The sequence below is a fragment of the Bradyrhizobium sp. cf659 genome, from assembly GCF_900113725.1.
GTDB lineage: Bacteria > Pseudomonadota > Alphaproteobacteria > Rhizobiales > Xanthobacteraceae > Bradyrhizobium.
The window spans coordinates 169,243-185,338 of the sequence record NZ_FOQJ01000004.1 but is presented as its reverse complement, the minus strand read 5'-3'; the positions used below and the strand labels follow the sequence as shown (position 1 = coordinate 185,338).

Annotated in this window: 17 protein-coding genes; 14 read left to right on the top strand and 3 right to left on the bottom strand. The window is 65.2% G+C overall.

Annotated features, from left to right (window positions below; translation table 11 throughout):
- The first annotated feature begins 208 nt into the window (after positions 1 to 208).
- The 11 genes from rpmH to dapE all read left to right on the top strand — a co-directional run bounded on the left by rpmH (position 209) and on the right by dapE (position 10,003).
- Positions 209 to 343: a 50S ribosomal protein L34 gene (gene rpmH / locus BM118_RS19965; protein WP_008542748.1), complete on the top strand. Its 135-nt coding sequence runs from the start codon at positions 209 to 211 to the stop codon at positions 341 to 343.
- A gap of 27 nt (positions 344 to 370) precedes the next feature.
- The gene (gene rnpA, locus BM118_RS19960) at positions 371 to 808 is read left to right on the top strand and encodes a ribonuclease P protein component (RefSeq protein WP_092187202.1); all 438 of its coding nucleotides are present in this window, start codon (positions 371 to 373) and stop codon (positions 806 to 808) included.
- 17 nt (positions 809 to 825) lie between these two features.
- Positions 826 to 2,670, top strand: a complete 1,845-nt coding sequence (yidC, locus tag BM118_RS19955; protein ID WP_177234553.1) for a membrane protein insertase YidC — start codon at positions 826 to 828, stop codon at positions 2,668 to 2,670.
- A gap of 153 nt (positions 2,671 to 2,823) precedes the next feature.
- Positions 2,824 to 3,477 (top strand): ribosome biogenesis GTP-binding protein YihA/YsxC, encoded by a 654-nt coding sequence (gene yihA / locus BM118_RS19950; protein ID WP_092187200.1) that lies wholly within the window; start codon positions 2,824 to 2,826, stop codon positions 3,475 to 3,477.
- Positions 3,477 to 3,842: a DUF423 domain-containing protein gene (locus tag BM118_RS19945; RefSeq protein WP_177234478.1), complete on the top strand. Its 366-nt coding sequence runs from the start codon at positions 3,477 to 3,479 to the stop codon at positions 3,840 to 3,842. Before yihA ends, BM118_RS19945 begins: the two co-directional genes overlap by 1 nt.
- Positions 3,843 to 3,949: 107 nt before the next feature.
- Positions 3,950 to 4,837 (top strand): acetylglutamate kinase, encoded by an 888-nt coding sequence (gene argB, locus BM118_RS19940; RefSeq protein ID WP_092187198.1) that lies wholly within the window; start codon positions 3,950 to 3,952, stop codon positions 4,835 to 4,837.
- Between the two features lie 155 nt (positions 4,838 to 4,992).
- Positions 4,993 to 5,979, top strand: coding sequence for a DUF1036 domain-containing protein (locus BM118_RS19935; protein ID WP_177234552.1), 987 nt, complete (start codon positions 4,993 to 4,995; stop codon positions 5,977 to 5,979).
- A gap of 197 nt (positions 5,980 to 6,176) precedes the next feature.
- Positions 6,177 to 6,869, top strand: a complete 693-nt coding sequence (locus BM118_RS19930) for a pyrimidine 5'-nucleotidase (RefSeq protein WP_092187196.1) — start codon at positions 6,177 to 6,179, stop codon at positions 6,867 to 6,869.
- A gap of 254 nt (positions 6,870 to 7,123) precedes the next feature.
- Complete coding sequence (dapD, locus tag BM118_RS19925) at positions 7,124 to 7,969, top strand: 2,3,4,5-tetrahydropyridine-2,6-dicarboxylate N-succinyltransferase (protein ID WP_092187195.1); 846 nt, start codon at positions 7,124 to 7,126, stop codon at positions 7,967 to 7,969.
- Between the two features lie 223 nt (positions 7,970 to 8,192).
- Positions 8,193 to 8,840, top strand: a complete 648-nt coding sequence (locus BM118_RS19915) for a DUF805 domain-containing protein (protein WP_177234477.1) — start codon at positions 8,193 to 8,195, stop codon at positions 8,838 to 8,840.
- Positions 8,837 to 10,003, top strand: coding sequence for a succinyl-diaminopimelate desuccinylase (dapE, locus tag BM118_RS19910; RefSeq protein ID WP_092187193.1), 1,167 nt, complete (start codon positions 8,837 to 8,839; stop codon positions 10,001 to 10,003). The genes BM118_RS19915 and dapE overlap by 4 nt, the downstream gene beginning before the upstream one ends.
- Before the next feature lie 158 nt (positions 10,004 to 10,161).
- Here dapE and truA read toward each other — a convergent pair whose 3' ends face one another.
- From truA to def, 3 genes are all read right to left on the bottom strand, one after another.
- The gene (gene truA / locus BM118_RS19905; protein ID WP_092187192.1) at positions 10,162 to 10,899 is read right to left on the bottom strand and encodes a tRNA pseudouridine(38-40) synthase TruA; all 738 of its coding nucleotides are present in this window, start codon (positions 10,897 to 10,899) and stop codon (positions 10,162 to 10,164) included.
- A gap of 120 nt (positions 10,900 to 11,019) precedes the next feature.
- Entirely contained in the window at positions 11,020 to 11,955 is a 936-nt protein-coding gene (gene fmt, locus BM118_RS19900; protein WP_092187191.1) for a methionyl-tRNA formyltransferase, read from the bottom strand.
- Between the two features lie 133 nt (positions 11,956 to 12,088).
- Positions 12,089 to 12,613 carry a peptide deformylase gene (gene def, locus BM118_RS19895; protein WP_027547474.1) on the bottom strand — a complete coding sequence of 175 codons (525 nt, stop codon included), beginning with the start codon at positions 12,611 to 12,613 and terminating at the stop codon, positions 12,089 to 12,091.
- A 171-nt stretch (positions 12,614 to 12,784) separates the two neighbouring features.
- Between def and BM118_RS19890 the strand changes: the two genes are divergently transcribed.
- The 3 genes from BM118_RS19890 (at position 12,785) to BM118_RS19880 (ending at position 15,986) form a co-directional block, all read left to right on the top strand.
- Entirely contained in the window at positions 12,785 to 13,987 is a 1,203-nt protein-coding gene (locus BM118_RS19890; RefSeq protein WP_177234476.1) for a DNA recombination protein RmuC, read from the top strand.
- A gap of 134 nt (positions 13,988 to 14,121) precedes the next feature.
- Complete coding sequence (locus BM118_RS19885) at positions 14,122 to 14,424, top strand: GIY-YIG nuclease family protein (RefSeq protein WP_177234475.1); 303 nt, start codon at positions 14,122 to 14,124, stop codon at positions 14,422 to 14,424.
- 197 nt (positions 14,425 to 14,621) lie between these two features.
- Positions 14,622 to 15,986, top strand: coding sequence for an AmpG family muropeptide MFS transporter (locus BM118_RS19880; RefSeq protein ID WP_092187189.1), 1,365 nt, complete (start codon positions 14,622 to 14,624; stop codon positions 15,984 to 15,986).
- Positions 15,987 to 16,096: the final 110 nt, after the last annotated feature.

The window sequence follows — 16,096 nt, the reverse complement described above, 5'->3', positions numbered from 1 at the left end:
AACAGCGATATTCACCGCGATCCTGCGCTCTTGTGGCGTTGACGAAAAGGGGGCGCTCGCATATAAGCCGCGCGAATTGTCCGCGATGACCCGGTGTAACGCCGGGAGCGGCTCTCTTGGGGCCGAAAAAGGGCCCGTTTTGGGCCGCATCTTCCGGACTTTACCATCAATTCCACAGGCAAATTGCCCGGTCAGCGGAGAAAAACCCGTGAAGCGGACTTATCAACCCAGCAAACTGGTGCGCAAGCGCCGTCACGGTTTCCGTGCCCGTCTCGCCACTGCCGGCGGCCGCAAGGTTCTCGCCGCCCGCCGCGCCCGCGGCCGCAAGCGTCTGAGCGCCTGAGCCAGACCCCCTTTTTGGGATTTCATCATGGATCGGCTGAGGCAGCGGGCGGATTTCCTCGCCGTTGCCAATGGCGCGCGGGTGAATAGTCCCGCATTCGTCCTGCAAAGCCGCCCTCGCGACGACGGTGGCCCGATCCGAGTAGGCTTCACCGTCACCAAAAAGAACGGCAACGCCCCCGAGCGCAATCGCATCCGGCGCCGGCTTCGCGAACTGGTGAAGCGGCTCGATCCGGTGTCAATGCAGCCCCATCATGACTATGTACTGGTCGGCCGAAGGGACGCGCTCTCGCGCCCCTTCGCCACCATGCTCGACGATCTACGCATAGCGTTCTCGAAGCCCGCGCGGCATACGGCCAAGGGATCTCACACGGGATCTCACAAGGGACAGTCAAAGGGACGCGGCCCAAGAACCGAGTGCATTGGGCCCGGCACCGCTCCTGCTGCCAGCCGCAAACCGGATTGATGACGAGACATTAGATGATGACCGACAATCGCAATACCATCCTCGCCGTCATTCTATCGGGCCTCGTGCTGATCGCCTGGCAGTATTTCTACAACGTGCCGGCGATGGAGAAGCAGCGCGCCCAGCAGCAGCAGGCCGAGCTCCAGAAGACCACGCCGCAGCCGACGGCCTCCGCAACGCCGGGCACCACGCCGCAATCCGGCGGCGCCGCGCAGCCGTCGACGCCGGCAGCGAACCAGCAGGCCCAGCCGGTCGTCGCCCGCGACACCGCGATTGCGGCCAGCCCGCGCGTGAAGATCGACACGCCGCGGATCGCCGGCAGCATCTCGCTGAAGGGCGGCCGCATCGACGATCTCGCGCTGGTGCAGTATCGCGAAACGGTCGATCCGAAGTCGCCGCCGATCATCCTGTATTCGCCCTCGGGCACCGCGGAGCCCTATTACGCCGAGTTCGGCTGGGTGCCCGCCACGGGCGTGACGGCCAAGCTGCCGGACGCGCAGACCGTCTGGCAGCAGGACGGCAGCGGCAGCCTGACGCCGACGACGCCGGCGGTGCTGAAATGGGACAATGGCGAGGGCCTCACCTTCCGCCGCACCATCTCGGTCGACGACCACTATCTCTTCACCATCAAGGACGAGGTGAGCAATGTCGGCAACGCGCCGGTCACGCTCTATCCGTTCGCGCTGATCTCGCGCCACGGCACCCCGCAGGTCTCCGGCTACTACATCCTGCATGAAGGCCTGATCGGCTATCTCGATGGCCTGCAGGAATACGCCTACAAGAAGATCGACGAAGCCAAGACGGTGAACTTCAAGGCCACCAATGGCTGGCTCGGCATGACCGACAAGTACTGGGCCTCGGCGCTGCTGCCGGACACCAGCGCCCAGCTTCAGGCGCGCTTCTCGTCGAACCCGAGCGGCAACGTCCACACCTACCAGACCGACTATCTGCTCGATCCCGTCACCGTCGCGATCGGTGGCAGTGCGACGGCGAATGCGCGCCTGTTTGCCGGCGCCAAGGAAGCCGGCGTCGTCGGCATCAACTTCCCGCTCGCCGGCCACGGCGGCTACAACAAGGAACTCAGCCTCAACCATTTCGACCTGTTGATCGACTGGGGCTGGTTCTATTTCATCACCAAGCCGATGTTCCTCGGCCTCGACTTCTTCTACCGCTTCTTCGGCAATTTCGGCATCTCGATCCTGCTCGTGACCGTGATCGTGAAGCTCTTGTTCTTCCCGCTGGCGAACAAGTCCTATGCCTCGATGGCGAAGATGAAGTCGATCCAGCCGCAGCTTCAGGCGCTGAAAGAGCGCTACCCCGATGACAAGGTGAAGCAGCAGCAGGAGATGATGGAGATCTACCGCAAGGAGAAGATCAATCCGGTCGCCGGCTGTCTTCCCGTGGTGATCCAGATCCCGGTGTTCTTCTCGCTCTACAAGGTGCTGTTCGTCACCATCGAGATGCGGCACGCGCCGTTCTACGGCTGGATCAAGGACCTCTCCGCGCCGGATCCGACCAATCTGTTCAACCTGTTCGGGCTGATCCCGTTCGATCCGACCACGATTCCGGTGTTCGGCCACTACCTCGCGCTCGGCATCTGGCCGATCATCATGGGCATCACGATGTGGTTCCAGATGAAGCTGAACCCGACGCCGCCGGATCCGACCCAGCAGCTGATCTTCAACTGGATGCCGCTGATCTTCACCTTCATGCTGGCGGGCTTCCCGGCGGGCCTCGTGATCTACTGGGCCTGGAACAACACGCTCTCGGTGCTCCAGCAGAGCTTCATCATGCGCCGCAACGGCGTGAAGGTGGAGCTGTTCGACAATCTCAAGGCAACGTTCGCGAAGAAGGCGACGTAGCCGTCCGGCAAGTGCCCCAGTCATGCGGGCACAATGCTTCCAAGTCGTCATGCCCGGGCTTGTCCCGGGCATCCACGTTTTGGAAGCGTGCTGCGTGGCTAGACGTGGATGGCCGGGACAAGCCCGGCCATGACGAGAGGATAGACCGCTCGCATGAACGACAAGACCGACGAGCGACTGATCGAGGCCGGGCGAAAGCTGTTCGCGCGCGACTGGCAGTTCATCTGGGCCTCGCCCTCGATCCAGACGCTGCCGCCGATGGACGGGCTGGAGATCGCCTTTGCCGGCCGCTCCAATGTCGGCAAGTCGAGCCTGATCAACGCGCTCACCGGCCGCAACGCGCTGGCGCGCACCTCGCACACGCCGGGCCGCACGCAAGAGCTGATCTTCTTCGAGGTCCCCGGGAAGACCGACCTGCGCCTCGTCGACATGCCCGGCTATGGCTATGCCAAGGCGCCGAAGAGCCAGGTCGCGTCCTGGACCGAGCTCATTCACAAATTCCTGCTGGGCCGCGCCAGCCTCGCGCGCGTCTATGTGCTGATCGACGCGCGGCACGGGTTGAAGGACGTCGATCTCGAGATCCTTGGGACGCTCGACCGCTCCGCCGTGAGCTACCAGATCGTGCTGACCAAGGCCGACCAGGTGAAGGCCTCCGAGCTGCAATCGCGCATTGCCGAGACCGAGGCCGCGCTGGCCAAGCATCCGGCCGCGTTCCCGAACGTGCTCGCGACCTCGTCGCGGAGCGCGACCGGCATGGCCGAGCTGCGCGCCGCGATGGCGAAGCTGCTGGAAGAGCGGAGCACGTGATGGCCGCGCACCGCCTGTTGCTTGGGCTTGCCGGTTTGATGGGCGCCGCCGGCGTCGCGCTGGCCGCCGCTTCCGCCCATGGCGGCGACGCCAGCCGGCTTGCGTCGGCGAGCGCCATGCTGCTGTTTCATGCAACTGCCATACTTGCGGTGATCGGATTGCTCGCGCGCGGCCTTCTGCACGGCGGAATTGGCCTCATCGCCGCGGCCGGCTTCGTAGCCGGCGCGGCGCTGTTCGCGGGCGATCTCACCTTGCGGCAATTTGCCGGGCACTCGCTGTTTCCCTATGCGGCGCCGACCGGCGGAACGGTGATGATCTTGGGCTGGCTGGCGGTGACGCTGGCGGCGGTGGTGGCACGGAAGTAGGCCCTCTTCCTTCTCCCGTTGTGGGAGAGGGAAAGAACATCGCTTTGCGCTGCCCCCGCCAATCGGATAGAACGCGGCCCGACAGTCCCGCCAGCGAGATCCGCCTCATGACCGACATCTCCCCGCTCGACCAGGCCCGCATCCTGTCCGAAGCGCTGCCGCACATGCAGCAGTATGACGAGGAAACCATCGTCATCAAATATGGCGGCCATGCCATGGGCGACGAGGAGACCGCGAAGAACTTTGCCCGCGACATCGTGCTGCTGGAGCAGACCGCGATCAACCCGGTGGTCGTGCATGGCGGCGGGCCGCAGATCGCGACCATGCTCAAGCGCCTCGGCATCGTGTCGGAATTCGCCGCCGGCCTGCGCATCACCGATGCGGCGACCATCGAGATCGTCGAGATGGTGCTGGCCGGCTCGGTCAACAAGCAGATCGTCGGCTACATCAACGAAGCCGGCGGCAAGGCCGTGGGACTCTCGGGCAAGGACGCCAATATGGTGAAGGCGTCGAAAACGACGCGCACGATCGTCGATCCGGGTTCGAACATCGAGAAGGCGATCGATCTCGGCTTCGTCGGCGACCCCGAGAAGGTCGACCTGACGCTGCTCAACCAGCTGATCGGCTACGAGCTGATCCCGGTGCTCGCGCCGCTCGCGACCTCGAAGGAAGGCCAGACGCTCAACGTCAACGCCGACACCTTTGCCGGCGCCGTGGCCGGCGCGCTGAAGGCAAAGCGCCTCCTGCTGCTCACCGACGTGCCGGGCGTGCTCGACAAGTCGAAGAAGCTGATCCCGCAGCTCTCGGTCAAGGACGCGCGCAAGCTGATCGCGGACGGCACCATCTCCGGCGGCATGATCCCGAAAGTCGAGACCTGTATCTACGCGCTCGAGCAGGGCGTCGAGGGCGTCGTCATCATCGACGGCAAGATGCAGCACGCGGTGCTGCTCGAGCTGTTCACCAACCAGGGCACGGGGACGCTGATACATAAGTGAGGCGCGAGCGAACAAAGAACGGCGTCATGGCCGGGCTTGTCCCGGCCATCCACGATCTTTTGTCCCGCGCCAAGAACGTGGATGCCCGGCACAAGGCCGGGCATGACGGGCAGAGAACGAGGCCACCCCACCGCTCCTCCCTCACCCGCTTCCTGATGACGCTGCCCGCCGCGGCCGTCTCGTTCCTGTTCTCCTCCGCGCCGGCCTTTGCCGACCTCAAGATCTGCAACCGCATGTCCTATGTCGTCGAGGCCGCGATCGGCATCGACGACAAGGCGGCGACCGCGACGCGCGGCTGGTTCAGGATCGATCCCGCCACCTGCCGCGTGGTGGTGCAGGGCACGCTGACCGCCGACCGCATCCTGCTCAACGCCCGCGCGCTCGGCGTCTATGGCGCCTCGCCGATCCCGCAGAACGGCAGCGACATGCTGTGCGTCGCCCAGGACAATTTCGTCATTGCGGCTGCGCGGCAATGCCGCAGCGGCCAGACCCAGGCCGCCTTCACGCAAGTGACGCCGACGCAGGGCGACGACGGCAATCTGGTAACGTATCTCGCCGAGGATTCCGAATATGACGACGAGCAGGCGCGCCTCGCCGGCATCCAGCGTCTGCTGGTGATCATCGGTTATGACGTCGGCGCGATCGACGGCGTCGACGGACCGAAGACGCAAGCAGCGCTCGCTGCGTTCCTGAAGAGCCGCGGGCTCTCGTCCGACGCCGTGTCGTCGCCGAACTTCTTCAAGACCATGGTCGATGCGACGCAGACGCCGTCGCCGAGTGGCCTGACCTGGTGCAACGACACCCCGCACAAGGTGATGGCGGCGATCGCCACCAACGACGGCAAGTCGGTGACGAGCCGCGGCTGGTACCGCATCGACCCCGGCAAATGCCTGCACCCCGACGTGAGCGGCCAGCCGAAGCAGACCTTCAGCTTCGCGGAAGCCGTCGATGCCGACAACCGCGCGGTCAAGCTGAAGGACAAGCCGCTGAACTGGGGCGGCGACAGGCAGCTCTGCACGCGCGAGACCAAGTTCGAGACCAACGAGCAGACCGATTGCGGCGCGCGCGGGTTTGCAGCGGTGGGCTTTGGCGCGGTCGACATGTCGAGCGGCGGCAGGACGCTGCGGTTTGCGATGCCGTGATTCTTGATGTGAAAACGCCGTCACGCCCACCGCTGTCGTCCTGGCGAAAGCCAGGACCCATTACCCCGGGATCGGGTTTGGCGAAGAACGATGACCAGACTGCCCCACTGATGGGTCACGGAGTATGGGTCCTGGCTTTCGCCAGGACGACGATTGAGGGCGAGGCCGCTGCCTTGCTCAACAGATAGAGAGCCTTGATGACCTCCCCCCGCGCCTTCACCCATGTCGATACCTGGGTGTTCGACCTCGACAACACGCTGTATCCGCATCACGTCAATCTGTGGCAACAGGTCGATGCGCGGATCGGGGAGTTCGTGTGCAGCTGGCTGAACGTGAGCCCGGAGGAAGCGCGCAATATCCAGAAGGACTATTATCGGCGCTTCGGCACCACGATGCGTGGCATGATGACCCTGCATGGCGTGCACGCCGACGACTATCTCGCCTACGTCCACAAGATCGACCATTCGCCGCTGGAGCCGAACCCGGCGCTCGGGGCGGCCATCGCAAAGCTGCCGGGACGCAAGCTGATCCTGACCAACGGCTCGGTCGACCATGTCGACGCGGTGCTGGCGCGGCTCGGCCTCGCCACCCATTTCGACGGCGTGTTCGACATCATCGCGGCCGGCTTCGAGCCCAAGCCGGCGCCGCAGACCTACCGGAAATTCCTCGGCGACCATGCCGTCGATCCCACCCGCGCCGCGATGTTCGAGGACCTCGCCCGCAACCTCACCGTCCCGCACGAGCTCGGCATGACCACGGTGCTGGTGGTGCCCGACGGCACCAAGGAAGTGGTGCGCGAGGACTGGGAACTGGAGGGCCGCGATGCCGCCCATGTGGATCATGTCACGGACGATCTGGCGGGGTTCTTGGCGGGGCTGTCGCCACACTGACCGCCGTCGTCCTGGCGAAAGCCAGGACCCATTACCCCAGGGAGAGGTTGCGGCGCGAGACTGACAACCACGAGTCGTCGTTAAACTCCTCCCTGGGGGTAATGAGTCCTGGATCGGCGCTCCGCTTCGCTGCGCTGGTCCAGGACGACGGTGGAGGGTGGAGAACGACAGCGGAGTATGCCTTGACTCTCCCCCGCCAAATCCCGAAAAAGCGCCCAATCCATCAAAATTCCCGCTCCGAAGAGGAAATCCCGATGTCCCTGTCCGCCCTCGAATCCACCATCAACAGCGCCTTCGACGCGCGTGACGGCATCTCGACCTCGACCAAGGGCGAGGTGCGCGAGGCCGTGGACCAGGTGCTGGAGACTCTGGACAAGGGCGAGGCGCGCGTTGCCGAGCGCGGGGCCGACGGCAAGTGGAAGGTCAACCAATGGCTGAAGAAGGCCGTGCTGCTGTCCTTCCGCCTCAACGACATGGGCGTCATTCCCGGCGGTCCCGGCAAGGCGACCTGGTGGGACAAGGTGCCCTCGAAGTTCGAAGGCTGGGGCGAGAACCGTTTTCGCGATGCCGGTTTTCGCGCAGTGCCGGGCGCCGTCGTCCGCCGCTCGGCCTTCATCGCCAAGAACGTCGTGCTGATGCCGTCCTTCGTCAATCTCGGCGCCTATGTCGATGAGAGCACCATGGTTGACACCTGGGCCACCGTCGGCTCCTGCGCGCAGATCGGCAAGCGCGTGCACATCTCCGGCGGCGCCGGCATCGGCGGCGTGCTCGAGCCGCTCCAGGCCGAGCCCGTGATCATCGAGGACGATTGCTTCATCGGCGCGCGCTCCGAGGTCGCCGAAGGCGTGATCGTGCGCAAGGGCGCGGTGCTGGCCATGGGCGTGTTCCTGGGCGCCTCGACCAAGATCGTCGACCGCGAGACCGGCGAAGTCTTCATCGGCGAAGTGCCCGAGTATTCGGTGGTGGTGCCCGGCGCGCTGCCCGGCAGGCCCATGAAGAACGGCCATATCGGCCCGAGCACCGCCTGCGCAGTGATCGTCAAGCGCGTCGACGAGCGCACGCGGTCCAAGACCAGCATCAACGAGCTGCTGCGGGATTGATAGGCGCACACGGCCTCTGCATCGTCGTCCCGGCGAAGGCCGGGACCCATTACCCCAGGCAGAGGTTTGACGAAGACCCGTCGTTCGGTACGGCTATCTTCCTCCTTCGATAGATCACGCGGTATGGGTCCCGGCTTTCGCCGGGACGACACCGGAGATCGAACCCACCCTCCCTCCATCGCGACCAATCACCAGGCGGCCCCGACCGCCCGGAACCTTCGCCATGGACTGGACCTGGTACCTCTTCCGCTTCGACGGCCGCATCAACCGCGCCCTGCTGTGGCAGGCGCTGCTGATCGTCGCCGTGCTAGCGGGCTTGCTGGAGATCGCCGGTCAAGTCATCGGGATCCTCGGAGGGACCCGATCCACCCTGAAGCTCGGCATCGAGCTCGATTTCGACTTCGGACTCGATGACCTTTTCAAGCTGGTCGACCCCCGAGCCCCCCGCTCGCTGGCATCCGCCGATCACGCGACCTCGATCCTCAAAGCGTCCGGCCTGGCGCTGTTCTCATGGATATTCCTCGCAACCGCGATCAAGCGCCTGCACGACCGCAACAGGAGCGGCTGGTGGATCGTTGCGTTCTTCTTCATTCCCGGCCTCTACAGCCAGTTCTCGGACCTGCTGCCCGACTCCAACTGGATGCTTTCGTTCAGCCTCACCGCTTCGGCCCTGTGGTTGTGGGGCCTCGTCGAGATGTTCATCGTCTCAGGCACTTCCGGCCATAACCGGTTCGGCCCCGATCCGCTGGCCGATTTCGAGAACAGCTCCGCCGCGTCCCCTGCAAAAAGCTGGGACCAGCAGACCGAAATCGAATTCGTGCCGCCCAACGCTAGCCCACCCGGCGGCATGCATGTTAAGCGGAGCGCATGACCGATGCTCTTTCCATTGCCCGCGATCTCATCCGCTGCCCCTCGGTAACCCCGGCCGATGCCGGCGCGCTCGGGGTGCTTGAAAACGCCCTCAACGCAGCCGGCTTCACCTGCCACCGCGTGACGTTCAGCGACCCCGGCACCGCCGACGTCGACAATCTCTATGCGCGGATCGGAAGCGAAGGCCCGCACATCACCTTCGCCGGCCACACCGACGTGGTGCCGCCGGGCGACGAGAGCGCCTGGAGCGTCGGCGCATTCTCCGGCGAGGTGAAGGACGGCTTCCTGCACGGCCGTGGCGCGGTCGACATGAAGGGCGGCATCGCCTGCTCGGTCGCCGCGGTGCTGGAGCATCTCGCCGCCAATGGCGGCAAGCCGCGCGCCGACGGCGCGGGTTCGATCTCGTTCCTGATCACCGGCGATGAGGAAGACGTCTCCATCAACGGCACCATCAAGCTCTTGGAATGGGCCACCGAGCGCGGCGAAAAATTCGATCATTGCGTGCTGGGCGAGCCTTCCAATGTCGAGACGCTCGGCGACACCATCAAGGTCGGCCGCCGCGGCTCGCAATCCGGCACGCTGTATGTCGACGGCGTGCAGGGCCATGTCGCCTATCCGCACCGCGCCTCCAATCCGGTGCCGGACATTTCGCGGCTGATCGTGGCCATCAGCGACGAGCCGCTCGATCACGGCAGCGCGCAGTTCCAGGCGTCCAACCTCGAATTCACCTCGGTCGACGTCGGCAACAAGGCCAACAACGTCATCCCCGGCGAGGCCCGCGCAAAATTCAACATCCGCTACAACGACAACCACACCCAGGCATCCTTGCGCGAGCTGGTCGAGACGCGGCTGGCAAAGGCTTGCGGCAACCGCATCAAGGCCCGCATCGTCTGGGAGCCGTCGAACTCGAACGTGTTCGTGACCAAGCCCGGCCCGTTCACCGATCTCGCGGTGTCGGCAATCGAGGAGGTGACGGGACGCAAGCCGGAGCTGTCGACCTCAGGCGGCACCTCGGACGCGCGCTTCATCTCCAGCTATTGCCCCGTGATCGAGTTCGGCCTGGTCGGCCAGACCATGCACCAGGTCAACGAGCGCGTCCCGGTTAAGGATCTAGAGCAGCTGACGAAGGTGTATCGCGGAATTTTGACGCGGTATTTTGGGTAGGGCACGACTGCTGCCACACACACGACTGTCATCGCCCGCGAAGGCGGGCGATCCAGTATTCCAGAGGCCGCAGTGATTGAGCCGAGAGGCCGCGGCGTACTGGATGCCCCGCCTTCGCGGGGCATGACACCGAGGGCGTGGCGAAAGCTCCCGCCTCTCTAATAATCCACCTTCACCAGATACAGCCCCTCCGGCGGCGCGACGATGCCGCAGGCGGCGCGGTTGCGGGCCTCTAACGCGGCGGAGAGATCGTCCGCGGTCCAGCGTCCCTCGCCGACCCAGACCAGCGATCCCACCATCGAGCGCACCTGGCTGTGCAGGAACGAGCGCGCCGACGTGACGATGGTGATCTCGCGCCCGTCGCGCTTGACGTCGAGCTGGTCGAGCGTCTTCTCCGGCGACTTGGCCTGGCACTCGGTGTCGCGGAAGGTCGTGAAATCATGCTTGCCGAGCAGGCGTTGCGCGGCTGCATGCATCGCATCACTGTCGAGCCGGCGCGGCACGCGCCAGGCGTGGCCGACGTCGAGCGCGAGATTGGCGCGGGTGTTGACGATGCGGTAGCGATAGTGGCGTTTCACGGCCGAGAAACGCGCCTCGAAGGTATCAGGCACGATCTCGGCCTCGAGCACCGCAATCGGATGCGGGCGCAGATGCGCGTTGAGCCCGTCGCGAAAGCGGCCCGGCGGAAACTGCTTCTCGATGTCGACATGCGCGACCTGGCCGCGCGCATGCACGCCGGCATCGGTGCGGCCGGCGCCATGCACCCGCAGATCCGCGCCGGTCATCGCCTTCACCGCCGCTTCCAATGCGCCCTGCACCGACGGCAGCGTGTCCTGCACCTGCCAGCCGAAGAACGGCGCGCCGTCATATTCGATGGTGAGCTTGTAGCGGGGCATCTTGTCCAGTTTCGACTGTCATCGCCCGCGAAGGCGGGCGATCCAGTACTCCGCGGCCTATCCGTTCAACCGAGAAGCCTCGGCGTACTGGATACCCCGCCTTCGCGGGGTATGACAGAGTTACGTAAATCGCGCGCCCGCCTTCACCGGCACGCCGCGCAGGAAGTCGACCGCCTGCATCCGCGCCTTGCCTTCGCGCTGGAGCTCGATGATGCGGATCGCGCCCTCGCCGCAGGCGATGGTGAGCTGGTCGTCGAGCACCTCGCCCGGCGCGCCCGAGCCTTTGGCGAGCTCGCAGCGCAGGATTTTCACGCGCGAATTCTCGCTGACGCCTGCGAGCTCGGCCCAGGCGCCCGGGAACGGCGACAGGCCGTGGACGTGGCGCAGCACGTCGCGCGCGGGCTTGCTCCAGTCGATGCGCGCCTCGGCCTTGTCGATCTTGGCCGCATAGGTGACGCCGTCCTCGCTCTGCTTCTTGAGCTGGAGCCCGCCGCGGCCGAGCGCGGCCATGGCCCGCACCATCAGGTCGGCGCCGAGCCGGGACAGGCGATCGTGCAGGTCGGCCGCGGTCATGGTGTCAGAAATCGCCAGCCGCTCGGCCATGGCGACATCGCCGGTGTCGAGGCCGACGTCCATCTTCATCACCATCACGCCGCTCTCGGCATCGCCCGCCATGATGGCGCGGTTGATGGGCGCGGCGCCGCGCCAGCGCGGCAACAGCGAAGCGTGCAGATTGTAGCAGCCGAGCTTTGGCGCATCGAGAATGGCCTGCGGCAGGATCATGCCGTAGGCGACGACCACGGCGGCGTCGGCGTCAAAGGCGCGAAACTCGTCGAGCGCTTCCTCTGTCTTCAGCGTCTTCGGCGTCAGCACGGGCACGCCGAGTCTTCGCGCGGCTTCCTCCACCGGGGTCGGCTGCAATTGCAGGCCGCGCCGTCCGCCCGGCTTCGGCGCGCGCGTATAGACAGCCACGATCTCGTGGCCATGCGCGACGAGCTCGAGCAGCGTCGGCACGGAGAAATCGGGCGTGCCCATGAAGATGAGGCGAAGGGGCATGTGACTGCGTTCGGTGAGAGTTCTGGTTCTCCGTCATGCCCGGGCTTGACCCGGGCATCCACGGTCTTCGCGACAAAGCAAGCAAGGCGTGGATGGCCGGGTCAAGCCCGGCCATGACGGCAGAGAGAGAACCCTACTCCGCGCGCTTGGCGGCCTTCTCGAACTTCTTGATCACGCGGTCGCGCTTGAGCTTCGACAGATAGTCGACGAACAAGACGCCGTTGAGATGGTCGATCTCGTGCTGGATGCAGGTGGCGTAGAGGCCTTCGGCGTCCTCCTCGTGCACCTTGCCGTCGAGATCGGTGAAGCGCACGCGCACCTTGGCGGGACGTTCGACCTCCTCGTAATATTCGGGGATCGACAGGCAGCCTTCCTCGTAGACCGACAATTCCTCGGACGAGGCGATGACTTCCGGATTGATGAAGACGCGCGGCTCCGGCTTGGTCTCGCCGTTCTCGTCGCGCTTGGCGAGGTCCATGGTGATCAGCCGCAACGGCTGCGCGATCTGGATCGCCGCCAGCCCGATGCCGGGCGCGTCGTACATGGTCTCGAACATGTCGTCGGCAAGCTTGCGGATCTCCGTCGTGACCTTCTCGATCGGCTTGGAGACCAGACGCAGCTGCTTGTCGGGCAGGATGATGATTTCTCTGAGGGCCATGGCGGCGATTTAAGCCGGGCGCCGGACGCGGTCAATGCGGCCAGGAACCCTGTTAACTCTCCGCTAACCATAAAACTTCAGGATTCGTTAACCATGAAAATTAACGGGGCATTTACCGAAAATGTTCGCTATTCGTTCGTGCGACCAGCCGAATCGGCTAGAAGGGCAGGCATGAACGAGATCATTTTCGTGGCCGGCGACTGGCCGGTGCGCACGATCGACGCGCTGATCGGCTTCGGTGTCCTGGTCCTCATCCTGCTGGTTGTGATCGCCGTGGTGATTGCACGCTCGGGGCGGCGCGGGGCGGAACTCGCGATGGCGAATGCGATCCGCGCCGACGAGCTCGAGGAGCGCATCAGCCAGATGCTGCATGCCCAGAGCGAGTCCGCGGGCCGGGTCGACGCCATGACCCAGGCGCTGGCCGGCCGCCAGGCCGAGATGGCCCGCGCGGTCAATGAGCGGCTGGATTCGGTCACCCATCGCGTCGGCCAGTCCATGGAGCACTCGACCCGCAATACCATGGAGAGCCTGCACGCCCTGCACGAGCGGCTCGGCATCATCGACAACGCGCACAAGAACCTCACCGACCTCACCACGCAGGTGACCACCTTGCGCGACGTGCTCGCCAACAAGCAGTCGCGCGGCGCCTTCGGCCAGGCGCGGATGGAGGCGATCGTCCAGGACGGCTTGCCGAAGGGCGCCTACGAGTTCCAGTTCACGCTTTCGACCGGAAAGCGGCCGGACTGCGTCGTGTTCCTGCCCGACCAGCGTCCGCTCTGCATCGACGCGAAATTTCCGCTGGAGGCGATGACCGCGCTGCACGATGCCCGCACCGACGAGGAGAAGCGGATCGCCACGCAGCGGCTGCGCGGCGACGTGATGAAGCATGTCAGCGACATCGCGGAAAAATATCTCGTCACCGGCGAGACCCAGGAGATGGCGCTGATGTTCGTGCCGTCGGAATCGGTCTACGCCGAGATCCATGACGGTTTCGACGACGTGATCCAGAAGGCCTATCGCGCCCGCGTCGTGCTGGTGTCGCCCTCGCTGCTGATGCTCGCGATCCAGGTGATGCAGCAGATCATGAAGGACGCGCGCATGCGCGACGCCGCCGACCAGATCCGCACCGAGGTCATCAAGCTCGGCGACGACCTCGGCCGCCTGCGCGACCGCGTGCTGAAGCTGCAGAAGCATTTTGCCGACGCCAACGAGGACGTCCGCCAGGTGCTGATCTCCGCCGACAAGATCGAGAAGCGCGCCGCGCGAATCGAGGAGCTCGATTTCAGCAAGGCCGATGCGCCGGCGGAGGGGCCGCACCTGGTGGCAACCGGCGCGCCCGAGCTGTTCCCGAGGAAGCTCCAGGCGGGGGAGTGAGATTAAGGCACACTGTCATGCCCCGCGAAGGCGGGGCATCCAGTACGCCGCGGCAGTCGTTATTGATTCGAAACGCCGCGGAGTACTGGATCGTCCGCCTTCGCGGACGATGACAGCGGAGGGAAATGCGGCAGATGGGCGGACGCTGCTACTACGTCTACATCCTCGCCAGCAGGATCGGAGGCACGCTGTACATCGGCGTGACGAATGATCTCATCCGCCGCGTGGCCGAACACAAGTCAAAGCTGATCGAGAGTTTCACAGAGAAATATGACGTCGCGAGGCTTGTCTACTTCGAGCAATTCGACGATCCCGAGAACGCGATCAAACGAGAGAAGCGGCTCAAGAAGTGGAACAGGGCTTGGAAGGTCCGCTTGATCGAGCAGCACAACCCGAATTGGGATGATCTCTATCCCGAGATAACCGGACCACCATGACACCGTCATGCCCAGTGACTGTCATACCCCGCGAAGGCGGGGTATCCAGTATTCCGCGGCGGTCGTGAATGAACCGGCTCGCCGGTGAGTACTGGATCGTCCGCCTTCGCGGACGATGACGCCGAGGATGTTGAAGGCTCTCCCGACTCACGGCTACCGCGTGAGTCTTTTCAGCCAGAATCTGCTAACACCTCCCCATGACCGCACCCGACGCGACCTCCCCCGCCGTGACTTCCGCCCCGGCCGCCTCCTGGCGTGACAGCCTTGCCGTGTACCTGCAACCGCGGGTGCTGATCGTGCTGTTCCTCGGCTTCTCGTCCGGGCTGCCGCTGGCACTGTCGGGCTCGACGCTGCTGGTGTGGATGCGTGAGGCCGGGGTCGATCTCGGAACCATCGGGCTGTTTGCGCTGGTCGGCACGCCCTACACGCTGAAATTCTTGTGGGCGCCGCTGGTGGATGCGCTGCATGTGCCGCTGTTCACGCGCGCGTTCGGACGGCGGCGCGGCTGGCTGCTGTTCTCGCAGCTGCTGCTGATCGTCGCCATCCTGCTGCTGGCTCTGACCGATCCCGCACGCTCCCCGTTCTACGTTGCGCTCGGTGCGCTGCTGGTGGCGACGATGTCCTCGACGCAGGACATCGTGGTCGACGCCTTCCGCGTCGAGAGCCTGCCGGAGAGCGAGCAGGCCGCCGGCATGGCGTCCTATGTCGCCGCCTATCGCATCGGCATGCTGGTCTCGACCGCGGGCGCGCTGTTCATCGTCTCCGGCTTCGAGAGCACCGGCATTTCGCGCACGTCGGCCTGGATGTGGGGCTATGTGGTGATGGCGGCGATGGTGCTGATCGGCACGATCACGGCGCTGGCCGCGACCGAGCCCGAGCAGTCGGTGCGGGCGGAAGCCGCGACGCAGGCCGAGACGGCGTTCGCGCGCGTGCTGCACGCGGCGATCGGCGCCTTCTCGGAATTCCTGGCGCGCAAGGATGCGCTCGCAGCCCTCGCCTTCGTCGTGCTGTTCAAGTTCACCGACGCCTTTTCCGGCACCATGACGGCGCCTTTCGTGATCGACCTCGGCTTCTCCCGCAACGACTATGCGGCGATCGTGAAAGGCGTCGGCCTCGCCGCCACGCTGATCGGCGGCTTTGCCGGCGGCTTCGTCGCGCGGCGCTATTCGCTGGCGACGAGCTTGTGGATCGGCGGCGTGGTGCAGGCGCTTGCCAACCTGTCGTTCTCCTGGCTGGCCTTCGTCGGCACCAGCCAATGGGCGCTCGCCTTCGCCATCACCTGCGAAAACTTCACCAGCGCCATCGGCACCGTGATCTTCGTCGCCTATCTCTCCGCGCTGTGCCAGAATCCGCTGCACACGGCGACACAATACGCGCTGCTGACCGCGCTCGCCGCGGTGGGACGGACCTATCTCTCGTCGGTGGCCGGCTATGTCGCCAAGGCCACCGGCTGGCCTCTGTTCTTCGTGATCTGCGTGCTGGTGGCGATCCCGAGCCTGGTCCTGCTGACGTGGTTGCAGAAGCGCGGGCATTTCGAGGAGCTGGGACCGGTGCGGGTGTAGTGCAACGCTCGCCGTCATGCCCCGCGAAGGCGGGGCATCCAGTATTCCAGAGACGGTTTTGATTGACCGAGAAGCCGCAGCGTACTGGATCGCCCGCTTTCGCGGGCGAT